28 protein-coding genes are annotated in these 23,830 nt (G+C 68.3%); 9 read left to right on the top strand and 19 right to left on the bottom strand.

Translation table 11 applies throughout. From position 1 onward, the window contains the following. Positions 1 to 12: 12 nt before the first annotated feature. The gene (gmk, locus tag P0084_RS00730) at positions 13 to 654 is read left to right on the top strand and encodes a guanylate kinase (RefSeq protein ID WP_308914882.1); all 642 of its coding nucleotides are present in this window, start codon (positions 13 to 15) and stop codon (positions 652 to 654) included. Further along, a complete protein-coding gene (locus tag P0084_RS00725) occupies positions 651 to 1,172 on the top strand; it encodes a gamma carbonic anhydrase family protein (RefSeq protein WP_308914881.1) in 522 nt (173 codons plus the stop codon). Before gmk ends, P0084_RS00725 begins: the two co-directional genes overlap by 4 nt. Here P0084_RS00725 and P0084_RS00720 read toward each other — a convergent pair. The 11 genes from P0084_RS00720 to iscR all read right to left on the bottom strand — a co-directional run bounded on the left by P0084_RS00720 (position 1,169) and on the right by iscR (position 11,666). Then, positions 1,169 to 1,435, bottom strand: a complete 267-nt coding sequence (locus P0084_RS00720) for a hypothetical protein (RefSeq protein ID WP_308914880.1) — start codon at positions 1,433 to 1,435, stop codon at positions 1,169 to 1,171. The two genes, P0084_RS00725 and P0084_RS00720, sit on opposite strands and share 4 nt — an antisense overlap. A gap of 12 nt (positions 1,436 to 1,447) precedes the next feature. Then, the gene (locus P0084_RS00715) at positions 1,448 to 4,138 is read right to left on the bottom strand and encodes a [protein-PII] uridylyltransferase family protein (protein ID WP_308914879.1); all 2,691 of its coding nucleotides are present in this window, start codon (positions 4,136 to 4,138) and stop codon (positions 1,448 to 1,450) included. A gap of 87 nt (positions 4,139 to 4,225) precedes the next feature. Beyond that, positions 4,226 to 5,446: a cysteine desulfurase gene (locus P0084_RS00710; RefSeq protein WP_308914878.1), complete on the bottom strand. Its 1,221-nt coding sequence runs from the start codon at positions 5,444 to 5,446 to the stop codon at positions 4,226 to 4,228. Further along, a complete protein-coding gene (locus P0084_RS00705) occupies positions 5,439 to 5,999 on the bottom strand; it encodes a YIP1 family protein (protein WP_308914877.1) in 561 nt (186 codons plus the stop codon). The genes P0084_RS00710 and P0084_RS00705 overlap by 8 nt, the downstream gene beginning before the upstream one ends. Next, entirely contained in the window at positions 5,999 to 7,249 is a 1,251-nt protein-coding gene (locus P0084_RS00700) for a SufB/SufD family protein (protein ID WP_308914876.1), read from the bottom strand. The genes P0084_RS00705 and P0084_RS00700 overlap by 1 nt, the downstream gene beginning before the upstream one ends. Next, positions 7,249 to 8,004 (bottom strand): Fe-S cluster assembly ATPase SufC, encoded by a 756-nt coding sequence (gene sufC, locus P0084_RS00695; protein WP_308914875.1) that lies wholly within the window; start codon positions 8,002 to 8,004, stop codon positions 7,249 to 7,251. Before sufC ends, P0084_RS00700 begins: the two co-directional genes overlap by 1 nt. A gap of 4 nt (positions 8,005 to 8,008) precedes the next feature. Then, positions 8,009 to 8,362: a hypothetical protein gene (locus tag P0084_RS00690; protein WP_308914874.1), complete on the bottom strand. Its 354-nt coding sequence runs from the start codon at positions 8,360 to 8,362 to the stop codon at positions 8,009 to 8,011. 22 nt (positions 8,363 to 8,384) lie between these two features. Continuing rightward, positions 8,385 to 8,654, bottom strand: a complete 270-nt coding sequence (locus tag P0084_RS00685; protein WP_308914873.1) for a hypothetical protein — start codon at positions 8,652 to 8,654, stop codon at positions 8,385 to 8,387. Continuing rightward, positions 8,651 to 10,165 (bottom strand): Fe-S cluster assembly protein SufB, encoded by a 1,515-nt coding sequence (gene sufB, locus P0084_RS00680; protein ID WP_308914872.1) that lies wholly within the window; start codon positions 10,163 to 10,165, stop codon positions 8,651 to 8,653. The genes P0084_RS00685 and sufB overlap by 4 nt, the downstream gene beginning before the upstream one ends. Next, a complete protein-coding gene (locus P0084_RS00675; protein WP_308914871.1) occupies positions 10,162 to 11,205 on the bottom strand; it encodes a cysteine desulfurase family protein in 1,044 nt (347 codons plus the stop codon). The genes sufB and P0084_RS00675 overlap by 4 nt, the downstream gene beginning before the upstream one ends. Next, on the bottom strand, positions 11,202 to 11,666 hold the full coding sequence (iscR, locus tag P0084_RS00670) for a Fe-S cluster assembly transcriptional regulator IscR (protein WP_308914870.1): 465 nt from the start codon (positions 11,664 to 11,666) through the stop codon (positions 11,202 to 11,204). Before iscR ends, P0084_RS00675 begins: the two co-directional genes overlap by 4 nt. Before the next feature lie 71 nt (positions 11,667 to 11,737). On the opposite strand from iscR, the gene P0084_RS00665 reads away from it, so the two are divergent. The 7 genes from P0084_RS00665 (at position 11,738) to P0084_RS00635 (ending at position 17,477) form a co-directional block, all read left to right on the top strand. Then, positions 11,738 to 12,391, top strand: a complete 654-nt coding sequence (locus tag P0084_RS00665) for an alpha/beta hydrolase (protein ID WP_308914869.1) — start codon at positions 11,738 to 11,740, stop codon at positions 12,389 to 12,391. A 242-nt stretch (positions 12,392 to 12,633) separates the two neighbouring features. Continuing rightward, positions 12,634 to 13,839, top strand: coding sequence for a hypothetical protein (locus P0084_RS00660; RefSeq protein WP_308914868.1), 1,206 nt, complete (start codon positions 12,634 to 12,636; stop codon positions 13,837 to 13,839). Next, positions 13,836 to 14,492, top strand: a complete 657-nt coding sequence (locus tag P0084_RS00655; RefSeq protein WP_308914867.1) for a peptidoglycan-binding domain-containing protein — start codon at positions 13,836 to 13,838, stop codon at positions 14,490 to 14,492. The genes P0084_RS00660 and P0084_RS00655 overlap by 4 nt, the downstream gene beginning before the upstream one ends. 102 nt (positions 14,493 to 14,594) lie before the next feature. Continuing rightward, complete coding sequence (locus P0084_RS00650; protein WP_308914866.1) at positions 14,595 to 15,803, top strand: NADP-dependent isocitrate dehydrogenase; 1,209 nt, start codon at positions 14,595 to 14,597, stop codon at positions 15,801 to 15,803. Between the two features lie 60 nt (positions 15,804 to 15,863). Then, positions 15,864 to 16,499, top strand: a complete 636-nt coding sequence (locus tag P0084_RS00645) for a YitT family protein (RefSeq protein ID WP_308914865.1) — start codon at positions 15,864 to 15,866, stop codon at positions 16,497 to 16,499. A gap of 2 nt (positions 16,500 to 16,501) precedes the next feature. Next, positions 16,502 to 16,825 (top strand): DMT family transporter, encoded by a 324-nt coding sequence (locus P0084_RS00640; protein WP_308914864.1) that lies wholly within the window; start codon positions 16,502 to 16,504, stop codon positions 16,823 to 16,825. 313 nt (positions 16,826 to 17,138) lie between these two features. Beyond that, the gene (locus P0084_RS00635) at positions 17,139 to 17,477 is read left to right on the top strand and encodes a TfoX/Sxy family DNA transformation protein (protein ID WP_308914863.1); all 339 of its coding nucleotides are present in this window, start codon (positions 17,139 to 17,141) and stop codon (positions 17,475 to 17,477) included. A 30-nt stretch (positions 17,478 to 17,507) separates the two neighbouring features. Here the strand turns inward: P0084_RS00635 and P0084_RS00630 are convergent, their stop codons facing one another. The 8 genes from P0084_RS00630 to P0084_RS00595 form a co-directional block, all read right to left on the bottom strand. Continuing rightward, positions 17,508 to 18,764: a glutamate-5-semialdehyde dehydrogenase gene (locus P0084_RS00630; RefSeq protein ID WP_374213574.1), complete on the bottom strand. Its 1,257-nt coding sequence runs from the start codon at positions 18,762 to 18,764 to the stop codon at positions 17,508 to 17,510. Positions 18,765 to 18,792: 28 nt separating this feature from the next. Continuing rightward, positions 18,793 to 19,899 (bottom strand): glutamate 5-kinase, encoded by a 1,107-nt coding sequence (gene proB, locus P0084_RS00625; protein WP_308914861.1) that lies wholly within the window; start codon positions 19,897 to 19,899, stop codon positions 18,793 to 18,795. Then, entirely contained in the window at positions 19,884 to 20,918 is a 1,035-nt protein-coding gene (obgE, locus tag P0084_RS00620; RefSeq protein ID WP_308914860.1) for a GTPase ObgE, read from the bottom strand. Before obgE ends, proB begins: the two co-directional genes overlap by 16 nt. 31 nt (positions 20,919 to 20,949) lie before the next feature. Continuing rightward, complete coding sequence (locus tag P0084_RS00615) at positions 20,950 to 21,516, bottom strand: GNAT family N-acetyltransferase (protein ID WP_308914859.1); 567 nt, start codon at positions 21,514 to 21,516, stop codon at positions 20,950 to 20,952. After that, entirely contained in the window at positions 21,513 to 22,115 is a 603-nt protein-coding gene (locus P0084_RS00610; protein WP_308914858.1) for a LysE family translocator, read from the bottom strand. The genes P0084_RS00615 and P0084_RS00610 overlap by 4 nt, the downstream gene beginning before the upstream one ends. After that, positions 22,112 to 22,570, bottom strand: a complete 459-nt coding sequence (locus P0084_RS00605) for a GNAT family N-acetyltransferase (RefSeq protein WP_308914857.1) — start codon at positions 22,568 to 22,570, stop codon at positions 22,112 to 22,114. The genes P0084_RS00610 and P0084_RS00605 overlap by 4 nt, the downstream gene beginning before the upstream one ends. Before the next feature lie 188 nt (positions 22,571 to 22,758). Beyond that, positions 22,759 to 23,028, bottom strand: coding sequence for a 50S ribosomal protein L27 (gene rpmA, locus P0084_RS00600; protein ID WP_308914856.1), 270 nt, complete (start codon positions 23,026 to 23,028; stop codon positions 22,759 to 22,761). Between the two features lie 6 nt (positions 23,029 to 23,034). After that, the gene (locus tag P0084_RS00595; protein WP_308914855.1) at positions 23,035 to 23,736 is read right to left on the bottom strand and encodes a 50S ribosomal protein L21; all 702 of its coding nucleotides are present in this window, start codon (positions 23,734 to 23,736) and stop codon (positions 23,035 to 23,037) included. Between the last annotated feature and the right edge of the window lie 94 nt (positions 23,737 to 23,830).

The following is a 23,830-nucleotide window of genomic DNA, read 5'->3' as shown; positions in this document are numbered from 1 at the left end:
GGATACGTACCGGTGATACGACGGGGCCTCGCGGTCATCCTGTCCAGCCCGTCGGGGGCGGGGAAGTCGACGATGGCACGGCGTCTGATGGCCTGGGACCAGACGCTGCGTTTCTCGATCTCGGCCACGACGCGTCCCCCGCGCCCGGGGGAGGTCGAGGGGCGCCACTACTACTTCCGAACGCGCGAGCAGTTCGGAAAGATGGTGTTGGATGGCGAGATGCTGGAACATGCGGAGGTGTTCGGCAATCACTACGGCAGCCCGTTCGCTCCCGTGGCGGAGGCATTGGACGCGGGTCGGGACGTGATCTTCGACATCGATTGGCAGGGCGGGCAGCAGATCCGGAACAGTCGCCTGGGCGGGGACGTGGTGAGCATCTTCATCCTGCCGCCGTCCATCGCGGAGCTGGAGCGACGACTCCGCGCAAGGGGACAGGATGCCGACGACGTCATCGCGGGTCGCATGGCGAAGTCCGAGGCCGAGATCAGCCATTGGGCCGAATACGACTATGTCCTCGTGAACGACGATGCAGACGCCTGCGAGGCCAGGTTGCAGACAATCCTGACGGCCGAGCGCCTCCGCCGGGACCGGCAGCCCTGGTTGACGGACCATGTACGGTCGCTCAATGTCGAATTCCGGGAGAGGATGCCATGATCTGGGAACTGGACGGTGTTCGCCCGACGGTCGAAGACGGGGCATGGGTCGCTTCGGATGCCAACGTGATCGGTGACGTCGTCCTCGCGGCGCAGTCGTCGGTCTGGTTCACCGCGACCCTGCGGGGGGACAACGAACGCATCACGGTGGGCCGGGGATCGAACGTGCAGGAGGGGTGCATCCTGCATACGGATATGGGGTTCCCACTCACCATAGGGCCGGATTGCACCATCGGCCATGGGGCCATCCTGCACGGATGCACGTTGGGCCGCGGGGTGTTGATCGGCATGGGGGCCACGGTCCTGAACGGCGCGGTCCTTGGGGATGGATGCCTCGTCGGCGCCGGGGCGTTGGTGACGGAGGGGAAGACGTTTCCGCCGGGGACGATGATACTCGGCGCACCGGCGAAGGGCGTCCGCGAGATGGATGTCGCAGTGCGGGAACAGCTGCTGGACTCGGCTGTCGGCTATCGACGCAACGCGGCACGGTTCGCGGCGGGGCTGCGACCCATCCCCTAGGAGGGATCGTCCCCTACCCTACCCCGTCGTCCGCCCCGACGTCCCGTCGGTGCCGTCCCGAGGGCTTCGCGCAGGACCTGCGACATGGGATGGCCAGGCTCAGGGTCGGCATGACGCGCGATCAGCCTAGCCAGCGCGACGGACGGATCGCCGTCGTGCGACAGGGCCCAATCCAGGAAGATCGAGCGGCATTCGGGCAGACCGATGCCGTCGATCTCATAGGCCTCCGAGATGAGGCCCTTCGGGTCGTACGCATCGCGCATGGTGATCGCGCCCTAGCCTCGGATGCGGGCGATCGCCGCATCGATTGCGACCCCCGCGCGGCCGGTCGCGTCGTCCAGGGCGGCGTCGAGGGCTTCCGGGGAGTCGTATCCCATCACGCGGAGGACGAAGGACCATCCTGCCTGGGGGAGGGAACGGTGATCGGCAGTCCCGAGAAGCCGAACGCACGTCCTCAGGGTCTGGTGGAGTTCTGCTGCAATTCGAAGTTCCCCCCGCTCGGCCGGCAGCAGCCAACCGGTTCCGGACAGGTGGGAGAGTATACTGCGGCGGACATCCTTCGAAGCGAGTGCGTTCGCTTGCGCGGCGAGTTCGACGTCGCGCAGGTCGCCGGGTCGTCCCCCCGCTTCTGCGATACGCCCCCGCATCTCGGCGAGTTGGGAGACGACGGTCGGCAGGTCGTATCTCGATGCCGTCACGACCTCGCGGCGAACCTCCTCGATGGCCATTTGCAGTTCCGCGGGACCAGCGAGCGAGCGGGCCCGGGTCAGGGCGAGGTGTTCCCAGACCCATGCGTCCTTCGCATGATAGGTTCGGAACGCCTCGAGGGTGACCGCCACGGGGCCCTGCCGCCCCGACGGTCGCAAGCGCATGTCGACGTCGTACAGGCGACCCTCGGCGGTCGGGGTGGACAACGTCGTCACGAGGATCTGAGCGAACCGCGCGGCCCATTGGGCGGGCGCCAACGTGCGTGGACCGTCGGACACGCCATCGCCCCCATGATGCAAGACGATCAGATCGAGATCGGACGTCGCGGACAGGTGACCCGCACCGAGCGATCCAAGTGCGAGGACCGCAATCTCCTGATCCGGAACCGTGCCGTAGCGGCGGGTCGTCTCGGCCTCGGCGATGCGATGGGCGGCCTCCACCGTCGCGGAGGCCAAGCCGGCATAGGCGGCCGCGGCATCGTCGGGCGAGGCCAGACCGCGCAGGAGGTGGACCCCGATGCGGAAGTGATGCTCCCGATGCCAACGGCGCAACGCATCAAGCCCCGCCTCGAAGCCGTCCGCCTCGGGCGGCGGTGGCGGATCCTCCAAGGGGGCGAAGAACGATCCGTCCAACACCGCATCCAGTATGATCGCGTTCTCCGCCAAGTGCGCGCGCAATGCGGGCGCGGCGGCGAGGATGTCGATCACCAGATCCACGAGGGTCGGGTTCGCTTCGAACAAGGCGAAGAGCTGAGCCCCGGCAGGCAGGCCGCGGAGGAAGGTATCGAACGCGCCGACGGCTTCCGCCGGGGCAGCAGCGGTGGCGAAACCGTCCGCCAGCACCGGCGCGATCCTGCGTAGCGACGCACGGGCCCGTTCGGTACGCAGCGCCGGATAGGCGCGCCAGGAATTCAGCCAGGGCTCGATGTCCGTTTTGGGGGATCGTGAATTTTCGCCGCGGGGGCGGAAGAACGGGTCGGTCAAGCGCTCGACTGAGCGGAGCGTGCGGGTGAGACCGGCTTCGAATGCGCCGACGTCATCGGTGCCGAGGAAGTTCGCGATGCGCCGCAGGCCGTCCGCATCGGTGGGCATGCGGTGCGTCTGGGTGTCGGTGACCATCTGCAGGCGATGTTCCACGTCCCGGAGACTGGCATACGCCGCCGTCAGTTCGGCCGCCTCGTCCGCGGTGATCCAGCCCGCATCCTCGAGCGCGTGCAGACCGTCGACCGTGCCGCGGACGCGGAGGGACGGGTCGCGGCCGCCGGCGATCAGTTGTCGGGTCTGGGTGAAGAACTCGATCTCTCGGATGCCGCCCTGCCCCAGCTTCAGGTCATGGCCCGACAGGCGCCATGCCTCGGGCAGGCGCTTGGCCTCCCTGATCGCCAACCGCATGTCGTGCGCGTCCTGGATCGCCGCGAAGTCCAGATGCCGACGCCACACGAACGGGGTCAGTTCCGACCGGAACCGGTCCCCTGCCGCCAAGTCCCCCGCACAGGGCCGGCCCTTGATCCAAGCCGCCCGCTCCCACGTCCGACCGACGGCTTCGTAGTATCGCAACGCGGCCTCCATCGACAGGACGACCGGGGTGGAGGCCGGGTCCGGACGGAGGCGCAGGTCGGTGCGGAAGACGTAGCCGTCGGCGGTGACGTCGGACAGGAGGCGGCAGGCGGCGCGGACGGTCTTGACGTACGAGGTCCGCGCGTCGGCATAGTCGGAGGGATCGTATCGGTCCTGATCGTAAAGGCATATCAGGTCGATGTCGGAGGAATAGTTCAGCTCCCCCGCGCCCATCTTGCCCATGGCGAAGACGGTCAGACCGTCGTCTGCTACACGTCTGCGTTCCGTCTGCTCCGTGTCTGCCCGTCGGAGGTGCCTGGACCCCGCCGCGTCGAGCGCAGCGGCGACGCATGCATCGGCGAAGCGGGTCCATTGGGTCATCGCCCGGGCGCCGGACCAGATGCCGCCCAGGTCGGCCAGCCCCACCACAAGGGCGGCGCGGCGCTTGGCGGTCCGCAACGCACGCGCGGCGTCGGTGGACTGGCGCATGACGTCGATCACGTCGTCCAAGGCCGTGGCGGGATCGGTCCCCCAAAGCGCGTCGAGCCAGTCGCGCTCCTTCGTCATCGCGGCGGCGAGGAAAGGAGAGCATCCGGCCGTACCTTCGATCAGGTCACGCCACGCGGGCGGCGGCGCGACGGCGTCCACGACGCGCCGGCCGGCGGCGGGGTCGAACGGTATGGGTGCGCGAGAGGGGGTCATGGCGATTTCCGGCCTCAATCACCAACCGCTGGTCGGCGGTCGTCCGGCCACCCCAGGGCCCCCGCCCGCTGCCGGGTCATGGGATCCTCAGTCGAACAGGTCGTGGCAGAGTTCGAGGGCGTCGACGAGCGTGTCGACCTCCGCCGTCGTGTTGTAGACGCCGAAGCTGGCGCGGCTGGTGGCCGATACGCCCATGTGCCGCATCAGGGGCTGACAGCAATGGTGGCCGGCCCGGACCGCGACGCCCTTCTTGTCGAGCACGGTGGACACGTCGTGGGGATGGGCCGCGCCGTTCAGCGTGAACGAGACGATGGCCCCCCGTTCGGGTGCGTGACCCTGGATCGTGAGCCAGTTCAGCCCGCCGAGCCGATCCAAGGCGTAGTCGCGCAACCCCGCCTCGTGGGAGGCGATGTCGTCCATGCCGACGTCCATCATCCACTCCAGCGCGGCACCCAGGCCGATGGTCTGGACGATGCCGGGGGTGCCCGCCTCGAACTTCATCGGCGGGTCGTTGTAGGTGATCCCGTCTTTGCCGACCTCGCGGATCATGTCGCCGCCGCCCATGAAGGGGCGCATCTCGGCCATCAGGTCGGGGTGGATGTACGCAGCACCCGAGCCCGAGGGGCCATAGAGCTTGTGGCCCGTGATCGCGTAGAACCGGCACCCCAGATCCGCCACGTCGACGGGCATGTGGACGGCGGCCTGGCTGCCGTCCACGGCGACCGGGATGCCGTGCGCGGCCGCCCCCCGGCAGATCGCCTTCACGTCCACGACGGTGCCCAGCACGTTCGACATGTGCGTGATCGTGATGAGCTTCGTCCGGTCCGTCACGGCGTCCAGAACGGCCTGGGGGTCGAGCGAGCCGTCGGGCGCGGTGTCCACCCAGACGAGCTTCACCCCCTGGCGTTCGCGCAGGAAGTGCCATGGCACGATGTTGGCGTGGTGTTCCATGACGGACAGCACGATCTCGTCCCCCGCCCGGAGGTGCTGGGCAGCCCACCCGTAGGACAGCAGGTTGAACGCTTCCGTCGTGCCGGTGGTGAACACGATGTCGCGTTCGGAGGGCGCGTTCAGGAAGCGGGCCACGATGCCGCGGACGGCTTCGTAATTCTCCGTCGATATCGTCGAGAGCGTGTGCAGCCCGCGATGCACGTTGGCGTAGTCTTCAGCGTAGGCGCGCTGGATCGTATCCAGCACGACCCGCGGCTTCTGCGCGCTGGCGCCGTTGTCGAGGTAGCACAGCGGCTTGCCGTTCACCTGCCGCGACAGGATCGGGAACTGCGATCGGATGTGGTCGACGTCAAGCATCGGGCGTCTCCGCGACGTAGAGGGATTGAGACCAGATCCAGGCGAACAGCGACAGGGTCGCCACGCCCACGATCGTGGATTGGATGCCGGGACCGACGAAGCCGGTCGTCAGGCCGGCGAGCAGCATCAATGGCATCGTGCAAAGGAACGACCAGAACAGCGCGTGCCGCGCGCGGGCCGCCGTGCCCCGCCCGCCGAACAGACGGGCGATCCAATGGGTCAGTTGCGCCACCACGTACAGCAGCAGCGGCACGAAGAAGATCCAACCGGCCAGCGCGCTGGAGACGAGCGCTTCGAACTTGGCATCGGCCAGCTCCGACGGGACGGTGAGGATGCGACCCGAACCGGCCTCCGCCGCGATCGCGGCATCGAGGGTGGGATCGGGTTCGCGGGCGCGCCGCACCAGAGCGGGCAACTGCGCCACGAATCCCAGCACGCTGGCCGCAGCCACGTAGACGAAGGCCACCTTCTCGTCCGCGCCACCGGCCAGGCGTTCGCGCATGACACGGGCAGGCCGGATCCAGGCCCGCGGGATGTCGGTGGTGACGGCCATCAGCCGCGCAACCACTCCGCCATCAGGTCGGTCACGGCGGCGCGCAGGGCTTCGTCCTCGATCTCGTCCACGGCCTCCGCCAGGAAGGACAGGACCAGCAGGGTCACCGCCTGGTCGTGCGGGACCCCGCGGGAGCGAAGGTAGAAGAGCGCGGTCTCGTCGATGGCGCCGGTGGTGGATCCGTGCGAGCAGGCGACGTCGTCGGCGTAGATCTCGAGTTCCGGCTTCGCCAGGAACACCGCGTCGTCGTCCAGCAGGAGCGACTGGCTGATCTGATAGCCGTCCGTCTTCTGCGCCCCTTCCTTTACCAGGATCTTGCCCTGGAAGACGCCCGTCGCACCCGAACGCAGAACCTTCTTGAAGACCTGACGGGATTCGCCGTTCAAGGCGCCGTGGGTCACGAAGACCGTGTCGTCGTGATGGAACGCGCCTTCGCCGAAGGCCGCCCCGCCGATCGTGGCGGAGGCGTCGTCGCCGGTGACGTCGATCGTCGCCTCGTTCCGCGTCAGGTCGCCGCCCGCCGAAAGGGTGAACGAACGCAGGATGGATCCCGCGCCCAACCGGGCGAACACATGCGTGTTGGCGTGGCATCCGGGCGTCCGCCCCTGGATGCGGACGTGATGCAGCGCCCCCGCATCCGCGACGTCGCATTCCCAGGCGGTGTCGTGCCGCGCGCCGGGATTGCCGGTCTCGACGATCGTGACCGCCGCGTCGGCTTCCACACGCACGACATGGTGCAGCACGGCATCGGCCTGCGGTGCGTACGTCACGTGGACCCGACGGTCCACGACGCCGAATGCGCGCAGGAGTACGCCGTCGGTGGCCGCGGCGGTGGTCAGCATGCCCAAGGGGCGCGAGACGGGCCGGGACCCTGCGGCCTCGAGCGTCCCATAGAGGTCGCGCGCCCAGTGGATGTCGATCTCGCCCGCGCGGGACAGGGTGTCGATCTCCAATCCCTCGGGGACGGCGCCGGTATCCCAGGCGATGCCATGGGGCCCGACCTCGATCAGGAAAGCGTCGCCGAGGTCGAGATCCACGTCGTCGTCGGGCCGCCCGTCGACCCGGGGTTCGGGCGCGGTGAACGGCCTCGGATCGGTATAGCGCCAATACTCGTCGCGCCGCCCCGGAAGGCCCACGGCCCGCAGCCGGTCCAGCGCGTCGCGGCGCGCATCGACCAGCCAGCCCTGCCCCTGCGGATCGGGCAGGGTCGCCAGCCGGTCGTCGGCGACCTTCATGGCGGGTGCGGCCATCACGCCACCTCCGCCAGGATGTCGCCGTAGCCGTTCGTTTCGACCTCCAGCGCCAGTTCGGGGCCGCCGGTCTTCGCAATGCGACCATCGGCCATGACATGGACGACGTCGGGACGGATGTGATCCAGCAGCCGCTGGTAGTGGGTGATGACCAGGAAGCCACGCCCCTCGTCGCGCAGGGCGTTGACGCCCGCAGCTACCAGCTTCATCGCATCGACGTCCAAGCCGCTGTCGGTCTCGTCCAGGATGCACAAACGCGGTTCCAGCATGGCCATCTGCAGGATCTCGTTGCGCTTCTTCTCGCCACCCGAGAAGCCGACGTTGACGGGGCGCTTGAGCATGTCGGCGTCGATCTTCAGATCCTTCGCCTTGGCGCGCACGACCTTCAGGAAGTCGCCCGCCGACAGCTCGTCCTGGCCGCGGGCCTTGCGCTGCGCGTTCACCGCGGTGCGCAGGAAGGTCATGTTGCCGACGCCTGGAATCTCCACCGGGTACTGGAAGGCCAGGAACAGACCGGCCGCTGCGCGCTCCTCCGGCTCCATGTCCAGCAGGTCGGCGCCTTCCAGAGTCGCGGTGCCGTCCGTCACCTCGTACCCGTCGCGGCCGGACAGGACGTAGGACAGGGTCGACTTGCCGGATCCGTTCGGACCCATGATGGCATGGACCTTGCCCGCGTCGACGTCGAGATCGACGCCCTTGAGGATCTGCTTGTCCTCGTCTTCCAGCTTCACGTGCAGGTTGCGGATGCTCAACATCGTGTCATTCCCCATCTTTCCCACGCCGCGCCGGGCGGCGTTCGTTCAGTTCGATCAACTCGCCGCGCCGCCGTGCGGCGGCCATGCGTTCCTTCGTCTGCGTCTGGCGATAGCGTTCCGCCATGTCCGCCATGTCGTCCCGGTGCGCGTCCTCCGCGCGGTGCAGCGCGTTGATGGCCAGCGCGAAGGCCACCGGTCCCGCGACTACGCCCGCGATGGCCAAGGGATAGCCCGAATGTCCCAGCAGCAGGTCCACGAGGCTGCCGCACACCGCGCCCATGACCATGGCGGGCGCGGCCAAGTGCAGGCCGATCCGCGGCAGCGCCCGGAGCACGTCCAGGGGGGACGGGATGATCATCGTCGCACGGCCCCCGCCTTCGTCAGAGGCCGCCCGCGCCTATGAACAGGCCGAACATCGCGCCGATGCCGATGCCGATCACGACCGAGGGGATGTCGAACAGACGCGTCGGCGCGTTCTTCAACCCGATATCGAACAGCTCGCGGTCGGAGGCGCGGATCTCCTTCAACGCCAGCGCCAGGGCCTGCGCGTGGGCGGCGGCCTTCTTCGTGTCCGTGCCCGTGGCTTCCAACCTGCGGGCATAGTCCGCCGCCTCGCCCCGGTCGTGGATGTCCCTGCGCGGCGCCCTCAACCGACCGATCCTTCGAGCGAGATGGCGACCAGTTGCTGGGCCTCCATCGCGAACTCCATCGGCAGGGCCTGCAGGACCTCCTTGCAGAACCCGTTCACGACGAGGGCCACGGCCTCCTCCTCGTCCATCCCGCGCGACCGGCAATAGAACAACTGGTCGTCGTCCACCTTCGACGTGGTGGCCTCGTGCTCCACCCGGCTGCTGTTGTTCCTGACCTCGATGTAGGGGACCGTGTGCGCCCCGCAGGCGGAGCCGATCAGCAGGCTGTCGCACTGGGTGTAGTTTCGCGAATCCTTCGCCTTCGGATGCATCGACACGAGGCCGCGATAGGTGTTCTGCGCACGCCCCGCGCTGATCCCCTTCGACACGATCCGCGACTTCGTGTTCTTCCCCAGGTGGACCATCTTCGTGCCGGTGTCCGCCTGCTGCATGTTGTTGGCGATGGCGATCGAATAGAACTCGCCCTGGCTGTCGTCGCCGCGCAGGATGCAGGACGGGTACTTCCAGGTCACGGCGGAGCCGGTCTCGACCTGCGTCCACATGACCTTGGACCGCTTGCCGCGGCAATCGGCGCGCTTGGTCACGAAGTTATAGATCCCGCCCTTGCCGTCCTCGTCGCCCGGATACCAGTTCTGGACCGTGGAATACTTGATCTCGGCGTCGTCCATCAGCACGAGCTCCACGCAGGCGGCGTGAAGCTGCGCGGTGTCGCGCTGCGGCGCGGTGCATCCTTCGAGGTAGGACACGTAGGACCCTTCGTCGGCGATGATCAACGTGCGCTCGAACTGGCCGGTGTTTTCGGCGTTGATGCGGAAATAGGTGGACAATTCCATGGGGCATCGCACGCCCTTGGGGACGTAGACAAAGCTGCCGTCCGAGAAGACGGCGGCGTTCAACGTGGCATAGTAGTTGTCGGATGCGGGGATCACGGAGCCCAGGTACTTGCGCACGAGGTCCGGATGCTCGCGCACCGCCTCCGAGATGGAGCAGAAGATCACGCCGGCCTTGGCCAGCTCCTTCTGGAAGGTCGTCCCCACGGACACGGAGTCGAACACGGCGTCGACCGCGACCTTGCGGTCGTCCGCCCCCTCCGGGGCCTCGACGCCGGCCAGGATCGCCTGCTCCTTGAGGGGGATCCCGAGCTTCTTGTAGGTTTCCAGGAGCTTCGGATCGACCTCATCGAGGGATTTCGGCTTTTCGGCCATGCTGGCCGGCCGGGCATAGTAGTACTGGTCCTGGAAGTCGATCTCCGGGTACTGGACCATCGCCCAACGCGGCTCGCGCAGCTTGGTCCAGCGGCGATAGGCGTCCAGGCGCCATTCCAGCATCCACTCGGGCTCGTCGTTCTTGGCGGAGATCAGGCGTACGATGTCCTCCGACAAGCCCTTGGGGGCGTACTCCATCTCGATCTCGGTGTTCCAGCCGTGCTTGTAGGTCCCCGACAGGGACTTCACGGCCTCCACGGTGTCCCGATCGACGCCCTCGCGGATATCGGTGTCCAAAGCGTTCATCGCCGTCTCCTATCCCTCGCCGTCAGGAAGGCCCGCGCGAAACGCTCCACCTCCTCGGCCGTCGTCGTGGGGCCCAGGCTGACGCGGATCGCGCAGTCGGCCTGGCCCGCCCCGTATCCCATCGCCCCCAGCACCGCGCTGGACCGGACCTTGCCGCTGGAACAGGCCGATCCCGCCGATACCGCGAACCCGGCCAGGTCCATCGCCATCACCTGCGTCGCGCCGGGCCAGCCCGGCGTGATCAGGCAGGACGTGTTGGGCAGCCGGTCCGCGCCCTTCCCAACGGAAATAGTCGGGCCCTCCGGCGCCGCAAGACTTGTTTCTAGAAAAGTTCTAAGTTGCGCAACCCCGTCCCAGACGCCCCCGTCCACGTCGCGGGCCGCCGCCGAGGCGGCGGCCCCGAATCCCGCGATGCCGACCACGTTCTGCGTTCCGGAGCGGCGCCCCATCTCCTGGCCACCGCCCCGGATGCGGGCCGCGACGTCCAGTCCGCGGCGCATCACGAGCGCGCCGATCCCCTTGGGCCCGCCGAGCTTGTGCGCGCTGACCACGACCATGTCGACGCCCGACCAGTCGAAGGCGCAAGGGCGCTTGCCGAAGGATTGCGTCCAGTCGCTGACGGCGAGGCCGGGGGGGAGCGTCTGCATCACGCCCGTCTCGCTGTTGGCCGATTGCAGCGCGGTGGCCGGGGGGTCGTCCACCGCGACCCGGCCGTCCCCGTCCACGACGAGCGCGGCATCCCCCCAGGCCAGGACCGCTTCGTGCTCCACCGGCGCGATCTTCAGCCCGCGGCCCGCCATCGCGAGGGCCGCGGCCTCCGTCGCGCCGGAGGTGAAGACGACGTCGGCGCCCTGCGCGCCCATGGCCCGGGCGATCTGGGCGCGGGCGCGTTCGATCAGGGCAGTGGCGGCACGCCCTTCGGCATGGACGGAGGACGGGTTGCCGACCAGGTCCATCGCCGCCACCATCGCATCGCGTGCCTCCGGCCGCAGCGGCGCGGTCGCGTTCCAGTCGAGATAGACGCGGGGCCCGCCGATCACTCCCGCTCGTCCACGACCTGGAACAGGTTGGGCACGGCCGGGCACGGCGTCAGGTCGTTGCCGACCACGTCCGACAGCCGCGTCTGGTGCAGGAAGACATAGACATGGGCGGACAGCGATTCCCACAACCGGTTCGTCATGCTCTGCGCCCGGCTGCCGGACGCGCCGCCCGACGCCGCGGGTCCCTTCTGCATCGCGTCCACCTTCTCGTCCACGGCAGCCAGGATGTCGTAGACCCGGATCTCACTCGGCGGACGCGCGAGGCGATAGCCCCCGCCGGGCCCGCGCACGCTGACCACCAGGCCAGAGCGCCGCAGCTTCACGAAGAGCTGTTCCAGATAGGGCAGGCTGATGTCCTGGCGGCGGGACACGTCGCCCAGCGTGGACAGGGAGTCGGGTCCCTGGAACGCCAGATCCGTCAGGGCGACCATCGCGTAGCGGCCCTTGGTGCTAAGCTTCATCCGGCCCTCCGATTGACGTGCGCGCCGGGCTCGCATACCTGCCCGATGCTTACCGGAACAAGGGGGCCCATATGCCCGAAGTGATCTTCCCCGGCCCCGAGGGGCGGCTGGAGGGGCGATACCATCCCCAGAAGGTCAAGGACGCGCCGATCGCGATCGTGCTGCACCCGCACCCGCAATTCGGCGGGACGATGAACAATCGCGTCGTGTACAACCTGCATTATGCCTTCCACGCCCTGGGCTTCAACGTCCTGCGGTTCAACTTCCGCGGGGTGGGCCGCAGCCAGGGGGAATACGATCAGGGCGTGGGCGAGCTTTCGGATGCGGCGAGCGCGCTCGACTATCTTCAGTCTATGAACCCGAACACGAAGCACTGCTGGGTGGCGGGGTTCAGCTTCGGTGCCTGGATCGGGATGCAATTATTAATGCGACGCCCCGAGATCACAGGCTTCATCAGCGTGTCGCCCCCCGCGGACCGGTACGACTTCACGTTCCTGGCCCCCTGCCCGTCCTCCGGCCTGATCATAAACGGCGGGAGCGATCGGGTGGCGCCGCCGCACGACACGGCGTCCCTGGTCGGCAAGCTGCACGAGCAGAAGGGCATCACCATCACCCACGAGGAGATGGAGGGTGCGGGGCACTTCTTCGAGGATCCCTATATGGACCCGATGATAGAATCGGTGAAGCAATACGTCGAACGCCGATTGACCGAAACGTCGCGGTGAATGCCGTTCCGTTGCAGCACGGACTCTTCCTTCCACCATGGTTAACGGCGACCGCGAATGGGCGCCATGTGGAAACCTTAGGCCGATCAAGCGTTTAGGTGGGAGTATCGAAGGGGTTCGGCGTCGGCCGTTCGTCGTTTCGGAAATGAGGACGCGGCGTCGCGTTTTGGTAAGGTTGCTTTAGGATTTTTCGTAGGTAATTCGGCCGCATGTCAGAGATATCGACAAATAGGGCGCGGGCCTTGGCTGGCGTTTCCAGGTTCGGTTTGGGAACCATCGCGTTCGCGGCCGCGCTGACGCCGGGGTTGGCGTCCGCATTCTCGATCCTGCCGCCGTCGCGGGCGATGTCGTTCGTCGATACGCCGTTCTTCGGCCCCGGAACGCGGAACGGCGGATTGGCGGCACCCGACCCGCTGAGCGGCTTGACCTTCGGGCTGGACGATCCGGCGGCGATCGAGCCGTGTGGCGTGGTACCCGTGCCCGCGGATATCCGTCGGTGGGACGTCGATCTGCCCGTCGGCACGCTGGTGGAGTTCGCGCGAGCGGACAACGGCGCGGGCCTCGGATGGCTGTACGAGTACGCGGCCGAGGCGGCGTCGGGTGCTGCCGACCCCCTCAACCGCGTTGCGGTTCGCATTCCAGACGCTCGCGACGAGTCGCGATCGATCTGGCGCACGGCCCCCGTCGAGATGGAGGTCGATCCCGCCCGTCTGGACGCCGTGGCCGGATTGTTCGACGGGATGCAGATCCTCATCGGTAGCTCCGGTGCGGACACGTTCGCCGACTTCGTGCCCGTCCGGATGGCATCGCCGAGCGGGGTGGGGTCGCTGGACGACGTCGCCGACGGAAGTGCGTTTGCGATGCCGGGCGTGATGGGCGGATCGCTCGACGAGGCGGTCGAACCGGCATCCTTCGTCGCGCAGCCCCGGTGGAACCTGACGATCGACGTGCCACCCCCGAGCGGGGTCGGTTCGGACAGCGTCTGGATCTATCCCAGCGAGGCGGCGGGCTCGACCTACGATGTCGACGTGAAGGGCCCGATCGTGTTGCTGGCGGCGACGGTCCTGTCCGACGTCGTCGTCGCCGAGCCGGATTGCCCCGACGTGTTGTCCGACGTGGTGCTGGCGGACCTGGCGACGGGCGAACCGGTCGCGCTGCTGCCCATCCCGGGCGAACTCGCCGCGTTCGAGGTTCCGCCCCGCGACACGTTCGTGCGGACGGCGAGCACGACGCCTGGCGGGACGACGAACCGGCGGAGCGGCGGCACGACGGGCGGCGGTCCCACTGGCGGTGGCGGCGGTGGTGGAGGCGGCATTGTCGAGTTCGACGATGACGACAACGTGACCGTTCCGCTGCCGATACCCCTGCCCGGCGCTCTGGCGCTCTATCTCGCGGCGCTCGGACTAGGGGGCGCGGCCTATCTGCGGGCGCGGAGCGTGTCGGCGTGAGGGGTCGCATCCCCGCGCTGGCCGTATGCGCTTCGCTGACCGTTTCGTCGGCCTTCGCCGCCGACGGCGAGGGGCGCTTCGCGATCGAGGGCGGCGGGCTGCTGACCTGTGTCGACTATCTGTCCGCCATGGAATGGCGCAGCCCCGACGTCCCCGCCTATGGCGGCTGGATCGAAGGCTACGTCACGGCGCTGAACCAGCAGTTCGACGGGATCTACGACCTGACACCGTGGCAGACGACGGAATCGCTGCTGTCGCTCATGTCCTCGATCTGCCGTCAGCTTCCGTCCGACACGCGCACGGCCGAGGCGCTGGACCGGATGGTCCGGCTGCTGCTGCCCGACGCCCTGCGGGAGAAATCGCGCGTGGTGGCGCTGGAGGGCGAGAACGACACCGCGATCGCGATCTATGCCGCCGTGCTGGATCAGATCAACGATGCCCTGCGGGACAAAGGGCACGCCATCGCGCAGGCCGATGGGTATTTCGGGCGCGACACGCAGGCGGGTCTGCGCGCCGTTCAGGCCGAGGCGGGCCTGACCGTCACGGGAATGCCGGATCAGCGCACGCTGTTCGTCCTCCTGCTCGACGCGCGCCCGCGTCCGGCCGTGGAGACCGCGACGGCCGATGGGTCCGGCGCCCCGGCGGGCGACTGACGGCGACCCGGCGATCCGCCCGCGGCATGCCGCGGCATACGCTTTCCCCCGGGACGCGCTTTCGCTAGACGGTGCGCGAACGATCAGCCCGAAGGAACGCCCATGTCGAAGATCAAGGTAGAGAACCCCGTCGTCGAGCTCGACGGCGACGAGATGACCCGCATCATCTGGCAGTTCATCAAGGACAAGCTGGTCCTGCCGTATCTCGACGTGGACCTGCTCTACTACGATCTCGGCATCGAGAGCAGGGATGCGACGGACGATCAGATCACGGTCGACGCGGCCGAGAAGATCAAGGAGGTCGGCGTCGGCGTGAAGTGCGCGACCATCACCCCGGACGAGGCGCGGGTGGAGGAGTTCGGCCTGAAGAAGATGTGGCGCAGCCCGAACGGCACGATCCGCAACATCCTGGGCGGCGTGATCTTCCGGGAGCCGATCATTTGCTCGAACGTGCCGCGGCTGGTGCCGGGCTGGACGCAGCCCATCATCGTAGGCCGGCACGCGTTCGGCGACCAATACCGCGCGACCGACTTCAAATTCCCCGGCGCGGGCAAGCTGACGATCAAGTTCGTGGGCGAGGACGGCGAGACGATCGAGCACGAGGTCTTCGACGCCCCGTCGTCGGGCGTGACGATGGCGATGTACAACCTGGACAAGTCGATCGAGGACTTCGCGCGGGCGTCCTTCAACTATGGCCTGTCGCGGGGCTATCCCGTCTATCTGTCGACCAAGAACACGATTATGAAGCAGTACGACGGTCAGTTCATGCTGATCTTCCAGCGTATCTTCGATTCCGAGTTCAAGGCGAAGTTCGACGAGGCCGGCATCACCTACGAGCATCGTCTGATCGACGACATGGTGGCGTCCGCGATGAAGTGGTCGGGCGGCTATGTCTGGGCGTGCAAGAACTATGACGGGGACGTGCAGTCGGACACCGTCGCGCAGGGCTTCGGCAGCCTCGGGTTGATGACGTCCGTGCTGATGACGCCGGACGGAAAGATCGTCGAATCGGAGGCGGCGCACGGCACGGTCACGCGCCACTATCGCCAGCACCAGGCGGGCAAGGAGACGTCGACCAACTCCATCGCGTCGATTTTCGCCTGGACCGGCGGCCTGAAGCACCGGGCCAAGCTGGACGACAACGCGCAGCTGTCCAACTTCGTCGAGACGTTGGAGAAGGTGGTCGTGGACACGGTGGAATTGGGTCACATGACGAAGGACCTGGCCCTGTTGGTCGGACCGGACCAGGAGTGGCTGACGACGATGGGGTTCCTCGAGAAGGTGGACGAGAACCTGCAAGCTGCGCTCTAGCCGGATGCCCCCGCGCGCCTCGCGCTGGCATGTCCGGCGCGGGGCCCCTATCAGGTCGCCATGGCCTCATCCGACACGAACGCGGAACCGCATGTACGCGGCGCGACCCGGCACACCCCCTGGGAGGATGCGCAGGCCTTCGCCCTGGGGTGCAGCCTGTGCGCCTTGGGCGTCGTCCTGCTTCAGAGCGCCGGGCTGATCACGGGGCAGACGGCGGGATTGGGCGTCCTGCTGTCCTATGCCACCCCCTATGGGTTCGCGTTCTGGTTCTTCGTCCTGAACCTGCCGTTCTACGTGCTGGGGTGGATCCGGATGGGGCCCCGCTTCGTCGCGAAGACCGCCATCGCGGTCACGGTCGTCTCGGTGGCGACCCCCCTCCTCGATGCCGTGATGGACGTCTCGTTCCTGTCGCCCTGGGTGGCGTCGGCGCTGGCCGGCGCGGTGATCGGCATGGGTCTGATCGCCATATTCCGGCATGGCGCCTCGCTGGGCGGCGTGGGGATCCTGGCATTATGGATGCAGGAACGCTTCGGGATCCAGGCGGGATGGGTGCAACTGGGCTTCGACGCGATCCTGTTCGCCGCAGCGTTTGCGGTGCTGGACCCGCTGCTCGTCGCCGCGTCCCTTCTGGGGGCGGTCGTCGTCAATCTGGTGATCGCGGTGAACCATCGGCGCGACCGGTACGTGGGGCGCTAGGGATGGCGTGGGTCTATCTCGTGTTCGCGATCGCGTTCGAGGTGATCGGGACCTCCGCCCTGAAGGCATCGGAGGGATTGACGCGGTTGGGGCCGACCGCGGTGGCGATCGTGGCCTATGGCGGAGCGCTCGGCCTCCTCGCACTGGTGTTGCAGTCCATACCGGTCGGCGTCGCCTATGCGATATGGTCGGGTTTGGGGATCGTGCTGATCGCCGTGATCGGTTGGATGGCCTTCGGGCAGCGGTTGGACACCCCCGCGGTGATCGGAATCGTTCTGATCGTGGCGGGGATCGTGGTGATGCAACTGTTCTCGGACGTCACCTGACACGGAGGGCCGCGTCGTAGTCGACTTGCCCGCCAAACAGGCCGAATGCGGATCCCGTTTCGTTCGTCTGGTCGCGCCGATGGGAAACATTCGTGCGAATTCGTGTTCTTCCCGCCGAAGGACCCGTTTTTCGCAGATGCAGCATTGATGGCGCCGCGGTGCAGCTTAACTGTCGGGACATCGAGGCACCGGGTCTTCCTCCTCCCTGATCCGGTCGCCGAGAAACATGCGGCCCCGTCCTACCTCCTCCCAGGGCGGGGTCGCTTTCGTGATTTTCGTTGAACCGATGCCGCCCGGATGGGACGGTGGTTCCATGTCCGGCGATTCCGTTACGACCCTGCGCAACATCGGCCCCGCCCTTGGCGAGGCGCTGGCCGGCGTGGGGCTCGGCACGGTCGACGCGTTCCGCCGGGCCGGCGCGGACGCCGCCTATGCCTCCCTGATCGCCGCGGGCACCCGCCCCCATTTCATAGGGTTCTACGTCCTCGAGATGGCGTTGCAGAACCGGCCCTGGAACGATTGCAAGGGCGAGGAGAAGACGGCACTGCGCGAACGGTTCGATGCTATCGTCGTTGGACGCGCGACGACCCCGGACGCCGACCGGATCGCGTTCGCGGCGATGATGGACGCGATCGGGGTCGTGGAGCGTTAGGCCGCCGGGGGTGCGGCGGCGCCCGTGCGATCAGGTCCGCACGGCCCCGTTCCCGCTGACCAGGTACTTGAAGCTGCACAGCTGCTCCGCGCCCACGGGGCCGCGGGCGTGCATCTTGCCGGTCGCGATGCCGATCTCCGCGCCCATCCCGAACTCCCCCCCATCGGCGAACTGGGTGGATGCGTTGTGCATCAGGATCGCCGAATCCAAGCGCTCGAAGAAGTGGGCGACGGCCTGCGCGTCCTCCGACACGATGGCGTCCGTGTGATTCGACCCATGGGCACGGATATGATCGATCGCCTCGTCCACGCCGTCGACCAGCTTGGCCGCGCAGATCATGTCCAGGAACTCCCGCCCGAAGTCGTCCGCCCTGGCGGGAACGGTGCCGTCGACCTTCGCCAACTCGCCGTCGGCCCGAACCTCGACGCCCGCGTCGCGCAGCGCCTCCACCAGCACGGGACCATGCTGCGTATGGAACCGCCAGTCGATCAGCAGGCATTCCATGGACCCGCAGATGCCCGTCCGGCGGGTCTTGGCGTTCAGCACGATCTCGAGCGCCATGGCCGGATCGGCGGTCGCGCCGACATAGATGTGGCAGATCCCCTCGAGGTGGGCGAACACCGGCACGCGGGCTTCGCGTTGCACCAGGCCGACTAGTCCCTTGCCGCCCCGCGGCACGATCACGTCGATGTGGTCCACCGCGGTCAGCATCGCCTGCACGGCGGCCCGGTCGCGGGTGGGAACGAGCTGGATCGCGGCCTCCGGCAGCCCGGCCTGCCGCAACCCTTCCGCCATCGCGGCATGGATCGCACGCGACGAATGCAGGGATTCGGACCCACCGCGCAGGATGACGGCATTGCCCGACTTCAGGCACAGGGCGCCCGCGTCGGCGGTGACGTTGGGGCGGGATTCGTAGATAACGCCGATCACGCCCAGGGGGGTCCGCACGCGGCGGATCGTCAGGCCGTTGGGCCGCGTCCATTCGGCCAGCACCTGGCCCACCGGGTCGGGCTGTTCCGCGATTGCGCGCAACCCATCGCAGACGCCGCGGATGCGTCCGTCGTCCAGCGCCAGACGGTCCAGCATCGCCGGCGACAGTCCCTTCGCCTCGGCCGCGACCATGTCCTCCGCGTTGGCGAGCAGCACCACGTCCCGCGTCGACCACAGCGCGTCAGCCGCGCCGATCAGGGCGGCGTGCTTGCGTTCGGCGCTGGCATGGGACAGCTGCGATGCCGCAGCGCGGGCGGCCCGGCCCATGCGGTCGATCAGCGTGGCCGCGTCGTCCATGGTGTCCTTCACCGTTCCGCCCCCCGTCTCAGGTCGCCAGATCGTCGCGATGGATCAACGCGGCCCGGCCGGGATATCCCAGCAGGCCCGGGATGTCACCGCTGCGATGGCCCTTGATGGTCCGGGCCTCCTGGGCGGTATAGCGAATCAGGCCCTGGCCCAGCGCGGTGCCGTCCGGTCCTTCGATCGTCACCGGCTCGCCCCGCCCGAAGCTGCCGCCGACCCACGTGACGCCCGCGGGCAGCAGCGACCGGCCGTCGGACAGCGCCTGCGCCGCGCCCGCGTCGATGGCGATGGCGCCGCGCGGCTTCATCGCGGCGATCCATCGCTTGCGGGCCGTGCGCGGGTCGCCCTGCGCCCGGAACCGCGTCGCCCGCGCCCCGTCCGCGAGGGCGGTCAGGGGTTGATCCACGTCGCCGCGGGTAATGATAAGACCGCAGCCCGACGCCATGGCCGTGCGGGCCGCCATCAGCTTGGTGATCATCCCGCCCTTCGACAGCCCGGACACGCCCTCGCCGGCCATCGCGGCGATCCCGGGCGTGATCTCGGCCACCTCCGCCAGATGTTCGGCGGTCGGATCGAGGTTGGGGTTCGCCGTATAGAGGCCGTCGACATCGGACAGCAGGACGCAGAGGTCGGCGCCCGCCATGACCGCGACCTGTGCAGCCAGGCGGTCGTTGTCGCCGAACCGGATCTCGTCGGTCGCGATGGTGTCGTTCTCGTTCACGACGGGCACCACGCCCAGCTTCAGTTGCATCTCGAACGACGCGCGCATGTTCAGATAGCGGCGACGATCCTCGCTGTCGTCGAGCGTCAGGAGGACCTGGCTGGCCACGATCGGCTGCAACACGTCCCGGTACGCCCCGGCCAACCGGATCTGGCCCACGGCCGCGGCCGCCTGCGATTGTTCCAGGGATAATTCGCCATCGAGGCGGAGGACCCGCCGCCCCAGGGCGATGGCCCCCGACGAGACCAGGACGACCTCGCACCCGTTCGCGTGCAGGGCCGCCACGTCCGCGGCGAGGCCCCGCAGCCAAGCGTCGCGGATCGTTCCGGCAGCCGGATCGACGAGGAGGGCGGACCCGATCTTGACGACGATGCGCCCGGCGCCGTCCAGCGTCAGAGGGGCGACCATGCGCCGTCGTCTCCTTCGTCCTCCGCCGCCGCGTCCGCCGCGATGTGCCGCCGCAAGGCGCGCAGGACGTCCGTGACGCCCTGTCCGGTGGCGCCCGACATGCACAGCACCGGACCGCCCGACGCTGCGACCAATGCCTCCCTGCGGGATTCGAGGTCGCCCTGCGGGACCGCATCGACCTTGTTGAGGACCGTCAGGCGCGGCTTCTGGGCGAGGCCCGCACCATAGAGATCCAGTTCCCGGACGATGGTGCGATAATCCGCGACCACGTCGCCCGCGGTCCCGTCGACCAGGTGCAGGAGGACGCTGCAACGCTCGACATGGCCCAGGAACCGATCGCCGATGCCACGTCCTTCGTGCGCCCCCTCGATCAAGCCGGGGATGTCGGCCACGACGAACTCGACCCCGTCCACGGCGACGACGCCCAGGTTCGGGACGAGCGTGGTGAACGGATAGTCCGCGACCTTCGGGCGGGCGTTCGACGTAGCGGCCAGGAAGGTGGACTTGCCGGCGTTCGGCAGCCCCAGCAGACCCACGTCGGCGATCAGCTTCAGCCGCAGCCAGATCGTCCGCTCCACCCCGGGCTGACCTGGGTTCGCGCGGCGCGGCGCCTGGTTGGTCGACGACTTGAACCGCAGGTTGCCGAAGCCGCCGTTGCCACCCTGGGCCAGGACGACCCTTTGCCCGACCTCGGACAGGTCCGCGATGACGGTCTCGCCGTCCTCCTCCAGGATCTCGGTGCCCACGGGGACGCGCAGGACGATCCCCGCGCCGTCGCGGCCCGTGCGCTGCTTGCCCATCCCGCCTTGCCCGGTCTTGGCGAAGAAGTGCTGCTGATACCGAAAGTCGATCAGCGTGTTCAGGCCCTCGACCGCCTCCGCCACGACGTCGCCGCCGCGACCCCCATCGCCGCCGTCGGGGCCGCCGTACTCGATGTACTTCTCGCGGCGGAACGACACCGCGCCGCCACCCCCCGCGCCGGAGCGGATGTGGACCTTGGCCAGATCGAGGAACTTCATGGCCCGCGCCTATCGATCGGCACCACCACCCTCAAGCCATCTGCCGGATATAGGTCCATTGCGGCACGACCGCGCCGCGCGCGACGCAGAACGCCTCCGCGTCCCCGATATAATCGAAGGACGCGTTGGTCAGCACCCGGGCCGAGGCCGGATTGTCCTGGAACACGGTGCCGAAGACCTGCGCATGGCCGAGGGGGTTCGCGTCCATGAGGCCACGCAGGGCTTCGGTCGCGAGGCCTGTGTTCCAGGCCACGGGCGCGACCCAGTACCCGACCTCCGCCTGATCGCGGTCCATCGGCGTCAGGCCGATCAGGCCCACCACCTCCGTCAGGTCGTGGGCGGAGGCGTCCATGACCCAGATCACCTCCGCCCGATCGCCGGACAGGGTCCGCGTGACGAAGTCGTCCGTCATGCCGGGTGGCAGGGGATGCGGGATCGCGCGCGTCATCTCGGCCACGCGGCGGTCGGAGGTGTACATCTCGATCAGGCCCATGTCGGACCGGCGCATGGGGCGGAGCGACAGGCGCGGCGTTTCCACCACCCGCTGGCCCGCATTCGCGATCCGATCCAGCCGGATGGGCGCCTTCTGGGGTGTCATGCGTTTCCTCCTCCGAACAGCACGAACAGGACCGACAGCACCGTCAGCGCCGCCAAGGTCCACATCAGGTATCGTTCCGCCGGCCTGCCCCGCAGTCGGGCGGCCATGGCCGCGCCGCCGAAGGCCCAGAGCGGTTGCAGCACCAGCTGGACCGTCAGCAGGACGCCCGCGATCCAGGCCGTCGCGACGGGTGCCGGGGTGCCGATGGCTGTGAACGACGTGAAGCCGGCGGTGATCATCGCCCAGGCCTTTGGATTGATCGGGTGCACGATCAGCCCGGACGCGAAGCCGGGAACGTCGCCAGCCGCCGCCTCGCCGAGCCGCGTGTTCGCGACGCGCCAAGCCAGCCAGACGATGTACGCGGCTGCGATCCATTTCAGGGCCTCGAACACGAGCGGTGCGGCACGGGCGAGTTCGAGCAGACCGAACCCCATGGGCCAGATGATCAGCTGCTTGCCCAGGATCACGCCCGTCAGGAACGGCAGGACGGCGCGGAACCCATGCGCTGCCCCCGCCGTCATGACCGCCATGTTCGCCGGCCCCGGCGTGCCGATCTGACTGGCAGCGAAGACTGCGAAGGCACCGACCGCGACGCTCATGGTCGGTCCCCAGCCAGCACGCCATGGATCAGGTCGTCCGCGCGGCCCCAACCGGTCAGCGCGGCTTTCCCGTCCCGCCCTTCGAGGACGAAGCCAGCCCGTTCGTAGCAGCGGATGGCGGGCGCAATTGATGCGAGGACCCGGAGGCAGAGGCGATGCAGCCGCAAGGCATCGGAGGCGTGATCGAGCACAAAGGACAGAGCTTTCGAGCCAAATTCCCGGCTCAATGCGCGTCCGTCGACCAAACCGAGCGCGACGGTGGCGCGTGCGTCGTGCGAAGCGACGGAATGCAGGCGGGCCGTGCCGATCGGCCCGCCGTTCCATTCGACGATCCAAGACCCGGTCTTCCGGGCGTCCTTCACCCAAACGGTCGCGGCCACGCGATCGATCGTGGGTGCGTCGTCCGCGGTAATTCCATAGCCACGCAGGATCCGTGGACACCGGCCGAGGGTCATCCGCGCTTCCACGTCGGCTTCGACGGGCGCACGCAGGACCACGCGGCGGCCGTCAGGACGGGCAGCGCGTCGGACGCGACAGGCAGGGGGCTCGGGGTCATCGGCACCTCCTCCCGGGGGTCGTGCCGTGAAACGACGAAGGGGGCCGGCGTGGCCGACCCCCTTCGGGTGATCCGGATCGGATCGGCTTACTCGGCGGCGTCCACCTGCGGGACCACGTCAACGAAGGTTCGACCCTTGAAGCCCTTGCGGAACGTCACGGCGCCTTCGACCTTGGCGAAGATCGTGTGATCCTTGCCCATGCCCACGCCCTCGCCCGGGTACCAGCGCGTGCCGCGCTGGCGGATGACGATGTTCCCCGGGATCGCATGCTCGCCCCCGTACAGCTTGACGCCCAGGCGGCGGCCCGCGGAGTCGCGGCCGTTGCGGGAGGAGCCACCGGCTTTCTTGTGTGCCATATCGACTTACTCCTTCTCGGCGGCCAGTTCGGTCGCCTTCTCGATCCAGTTGTCACGCTCGATCCGTCCCTTGAAGGACAGACGGTCGTTCATGTAGGCCACGTCCTCCGGGCCCCAGGCGGCGATCTGGTCGAAGTGGAACACCCCGATCTCGTGCAGCACGCCTTCCAGCTTGGGTCCGACGCCCTTGATCTTCTTCAGGTCGTCGGGCTGCCCGCCACGGGCTTCCGCTAGCAGGTTGTCCGGGCGCGACCCTTCGGTGGCGGCGTCGGGCAGGACGGGCGCCGTCTCCTTGACCTTGGCGGCTTCCTTCACGGGGGCGGGCGTCTCGACCGTCGCCGCGTCCGGCGCGGATCCAGCGCCGATGGCCGCCTTCACGCCCGACGCGTCGGCGCCGGTTTCCAGGATCTCGGTCACGCGAAGCAGGGTCAGGTGCTGCCGGTGGCCCTTCGTGCGCTTGGACGAGTGCTTCCGCCGACGCTTCACGAAGTGGATCACCTTGTCGCCCTTGATCTGGTCGATCACGGCGGCCTGCACGGCGGCGCCCGAGACCATGGGCGAGCCGACGGTGACGCTGTCGCCGCCGACCATCAGGATGTCGTTGAACTGCACGGTCTCGCCCGCATCGGCGGCCAGCTTCTCGACGCGCAGGACGTCGCCGGGGGTGACGCGGTACTGCTTCCCGCCGGTCTTCATGACAGCGAACATGCGCCATCTCCTGTGTCTGTCGCGCCCTGCGGTCCCCCGGATCGGGGCGTTCGCGCGGCGATGCCGCACCTCGGACTGCGGCCCCGGGACGGGG

The organism is Jannaschia maritima, assembly GCF_030973515.1.
In the GTDB taxonomy this organism is placed as follows: domain Bacteria; phylum Pseudomonadota; class Alphaproteobacteria; order Rhodobacterales; family Rhodobacteraceae; genus Jannaschia; species Jannaschia maritima.
The sequence above is the reverse complement of the archived record's forward strand: the minus strand, read 5'-3'. Positions and strand labels throughout refer to the sequence as shown.

What these genes read in the sequence shown, in the direction of transcription:
- P0084_RS00630 (WP_374213574.1), bottom strand. Translation starts at nt 18,764, where the DNA reads ATGGACGACGCGGCCACGCTGATCGACCGCATGGGCCGGGCCGCCCGC.
- P0084_RS00725 (WP_308914881.1), top strand. Translation starts at nt 651, where the DNA reads ATGATCTGGGAACTGGACGGTGTTCGCCCGACGGTCGAAGACGGGGCA.
- P0084_RS00715 (WP_308914879.1), bottom strand. Translation starts at nt 4,138, where the DNA reads ATGACCCCCTCTCGCGCACCCATACCGTTCGACCCCGCCGCCGGCCGG.
- iscR (WP_308914870.1), bottom strand. Translation starts at nt 11,666, where the DNA reads ATGAAGCTTAGCACCAAGGGCCGCTACGCGATGGTCGCCCTGACGGAT.
- P0084_RS00645 (WP_308914865.1), top strand. Translation starts at nt 15,864, where the DNA reads ATGGCCTCATCCGACACGAACGCGGAACCGCATGTACGCGGCGCGACC.
- P0084_RS00720 (WP_308914880.1), bottom strand. Translation starts at nt 1,435, where the DNA reads ATGCGCGATGCGTACGACCCGAAGGGCCTCATCTCGGAGGCCTATGAG.
- P0084_RS00650 (WP_308914866.1), top strand. Translation starts at nt 14,595, where the DNA reads ATGTCGAAGATCAAGGTAGAGAACCCCGTCGTCGAGCTCGACGGCGAC.
- P0084_RS00595 (WP_308914855.1), bottom strand. Translation starts at nt 23,736, where the DNA reads ATGTTCGCTGTCATGAAGACCGGCGGGAAGCAGTACCGCGTCACCCCC.
- sufB (WP_308914872.1), bottom strand. Translation starts at nt 10,165, where the DNA reads ATGAACGCTTTGGACACCGATATCCGCGAGGGCGTCGATCGGGACACC.
- proB (WP_308914861.1), bottom strand. Translation starts at nt 19,899, where the DNA reads ATGGTCGCCCCTCTGACGCTGGACGGCGCCGGGCGCATCGTCGTCAAG.
- P0084_RS00705 (WP_308914877.1), bottom strand. Translation starts at nt 5,999, where the DNA reads ATGGCCGTCACCACCGACATCCCGCGGGCCTGGATCCGGCCTGCCCGT.
- P0084_RS00640 (WP_308914864.1), top strand. Translation starts at nt 16,502, where the DNA reads ATGGCGTGGGTCTATCTCGTGTTCGCGATCGCGTTCGAGGTGATCGGG.
- P0084_RS00635 (WP_308914863.1), top strand. Translation starts at nt 17,139, where the DNA reads ATGTCCGGCGATTCCGTTACGACCCTGCGCAACATCGGCCCCGCCCTT.
- rpmA (WP_308914856.1), bottom strand. Translation starts at nt 23,028, where the DNA reads ATGGCACACAAGAAAGCCGGTGGCTCCTCCCGCAACGGCCGCGACTCC.
- P0084_RS00610 (WP_308914858.1), bottom strand. Translation starts at nt 22,115, where the DNA reads ATGAGCGTCGCGGTCGGTGCCTTCGCAGTCTTCGCTGCCAGTCAGATC.
- P0084_RS00605 (WP_308914857.1), bottom strand. Translation starts at nt 22,570, where the DNA reads ATGACCCTCGGCCGGTGTCCACGGATCCTGCGTGGCTATGGAATTACC.
- obgE (WP_308914860.1), bottom strand. Translation starts at nt 20,918, where the DNA reads ATGAAGTTCCTCGATCTGGCCAAGGTCCACATCCGCTCCGGCGCGGGG.
- P0084_RS00700 (WP_308914876.1), bottom strand. Translation starts at nt 7,249, where the DNA reads ATGGCCGCACCCGCCATGAAGGTCGCCGACGACCGGCTGGCGACCCTG.
- P0084_RS00710 (WP_308914878.1), bottom strand. Translation starts at nt 5,446, where the DNA reads ATGCTTGACGTCGACCACATCCGATCGCAGTTCCCGATCCTGTCGCGG.
- P0084_RS00665 (WP_308914869.1), top strand. Translation starts at nt 11,738, where the DNA reads ATGCCCGAAGTGATCTTCCCCGGCCCCGAGGGGCGGCTGGAGGGGCGA.
- P0084_RS00690 (WP_308914874.1), bottom strand. Translation starts at nt 8,362, where the DNA reads ATGATCATCCCGTCCCCCCTGGACGTGCTCCGGGCGCTGCCGCGGATC.
- sufC (WP_308914875.1), bottom strand. Translation starts at nt 8,004, where the DNA reads ATGTTGAGCATCCGCAACCTGCACGTGAAGCTGGAAGACGAGGACAAG.
- P0084_RS00615 (WP_308914859.1), bottom strand. Translation starts at nt 21,516, where the DNA reads ATGACACCCCAGAAGGCGCCCATCCGGCTGGATCGGATCGCGAATGCG.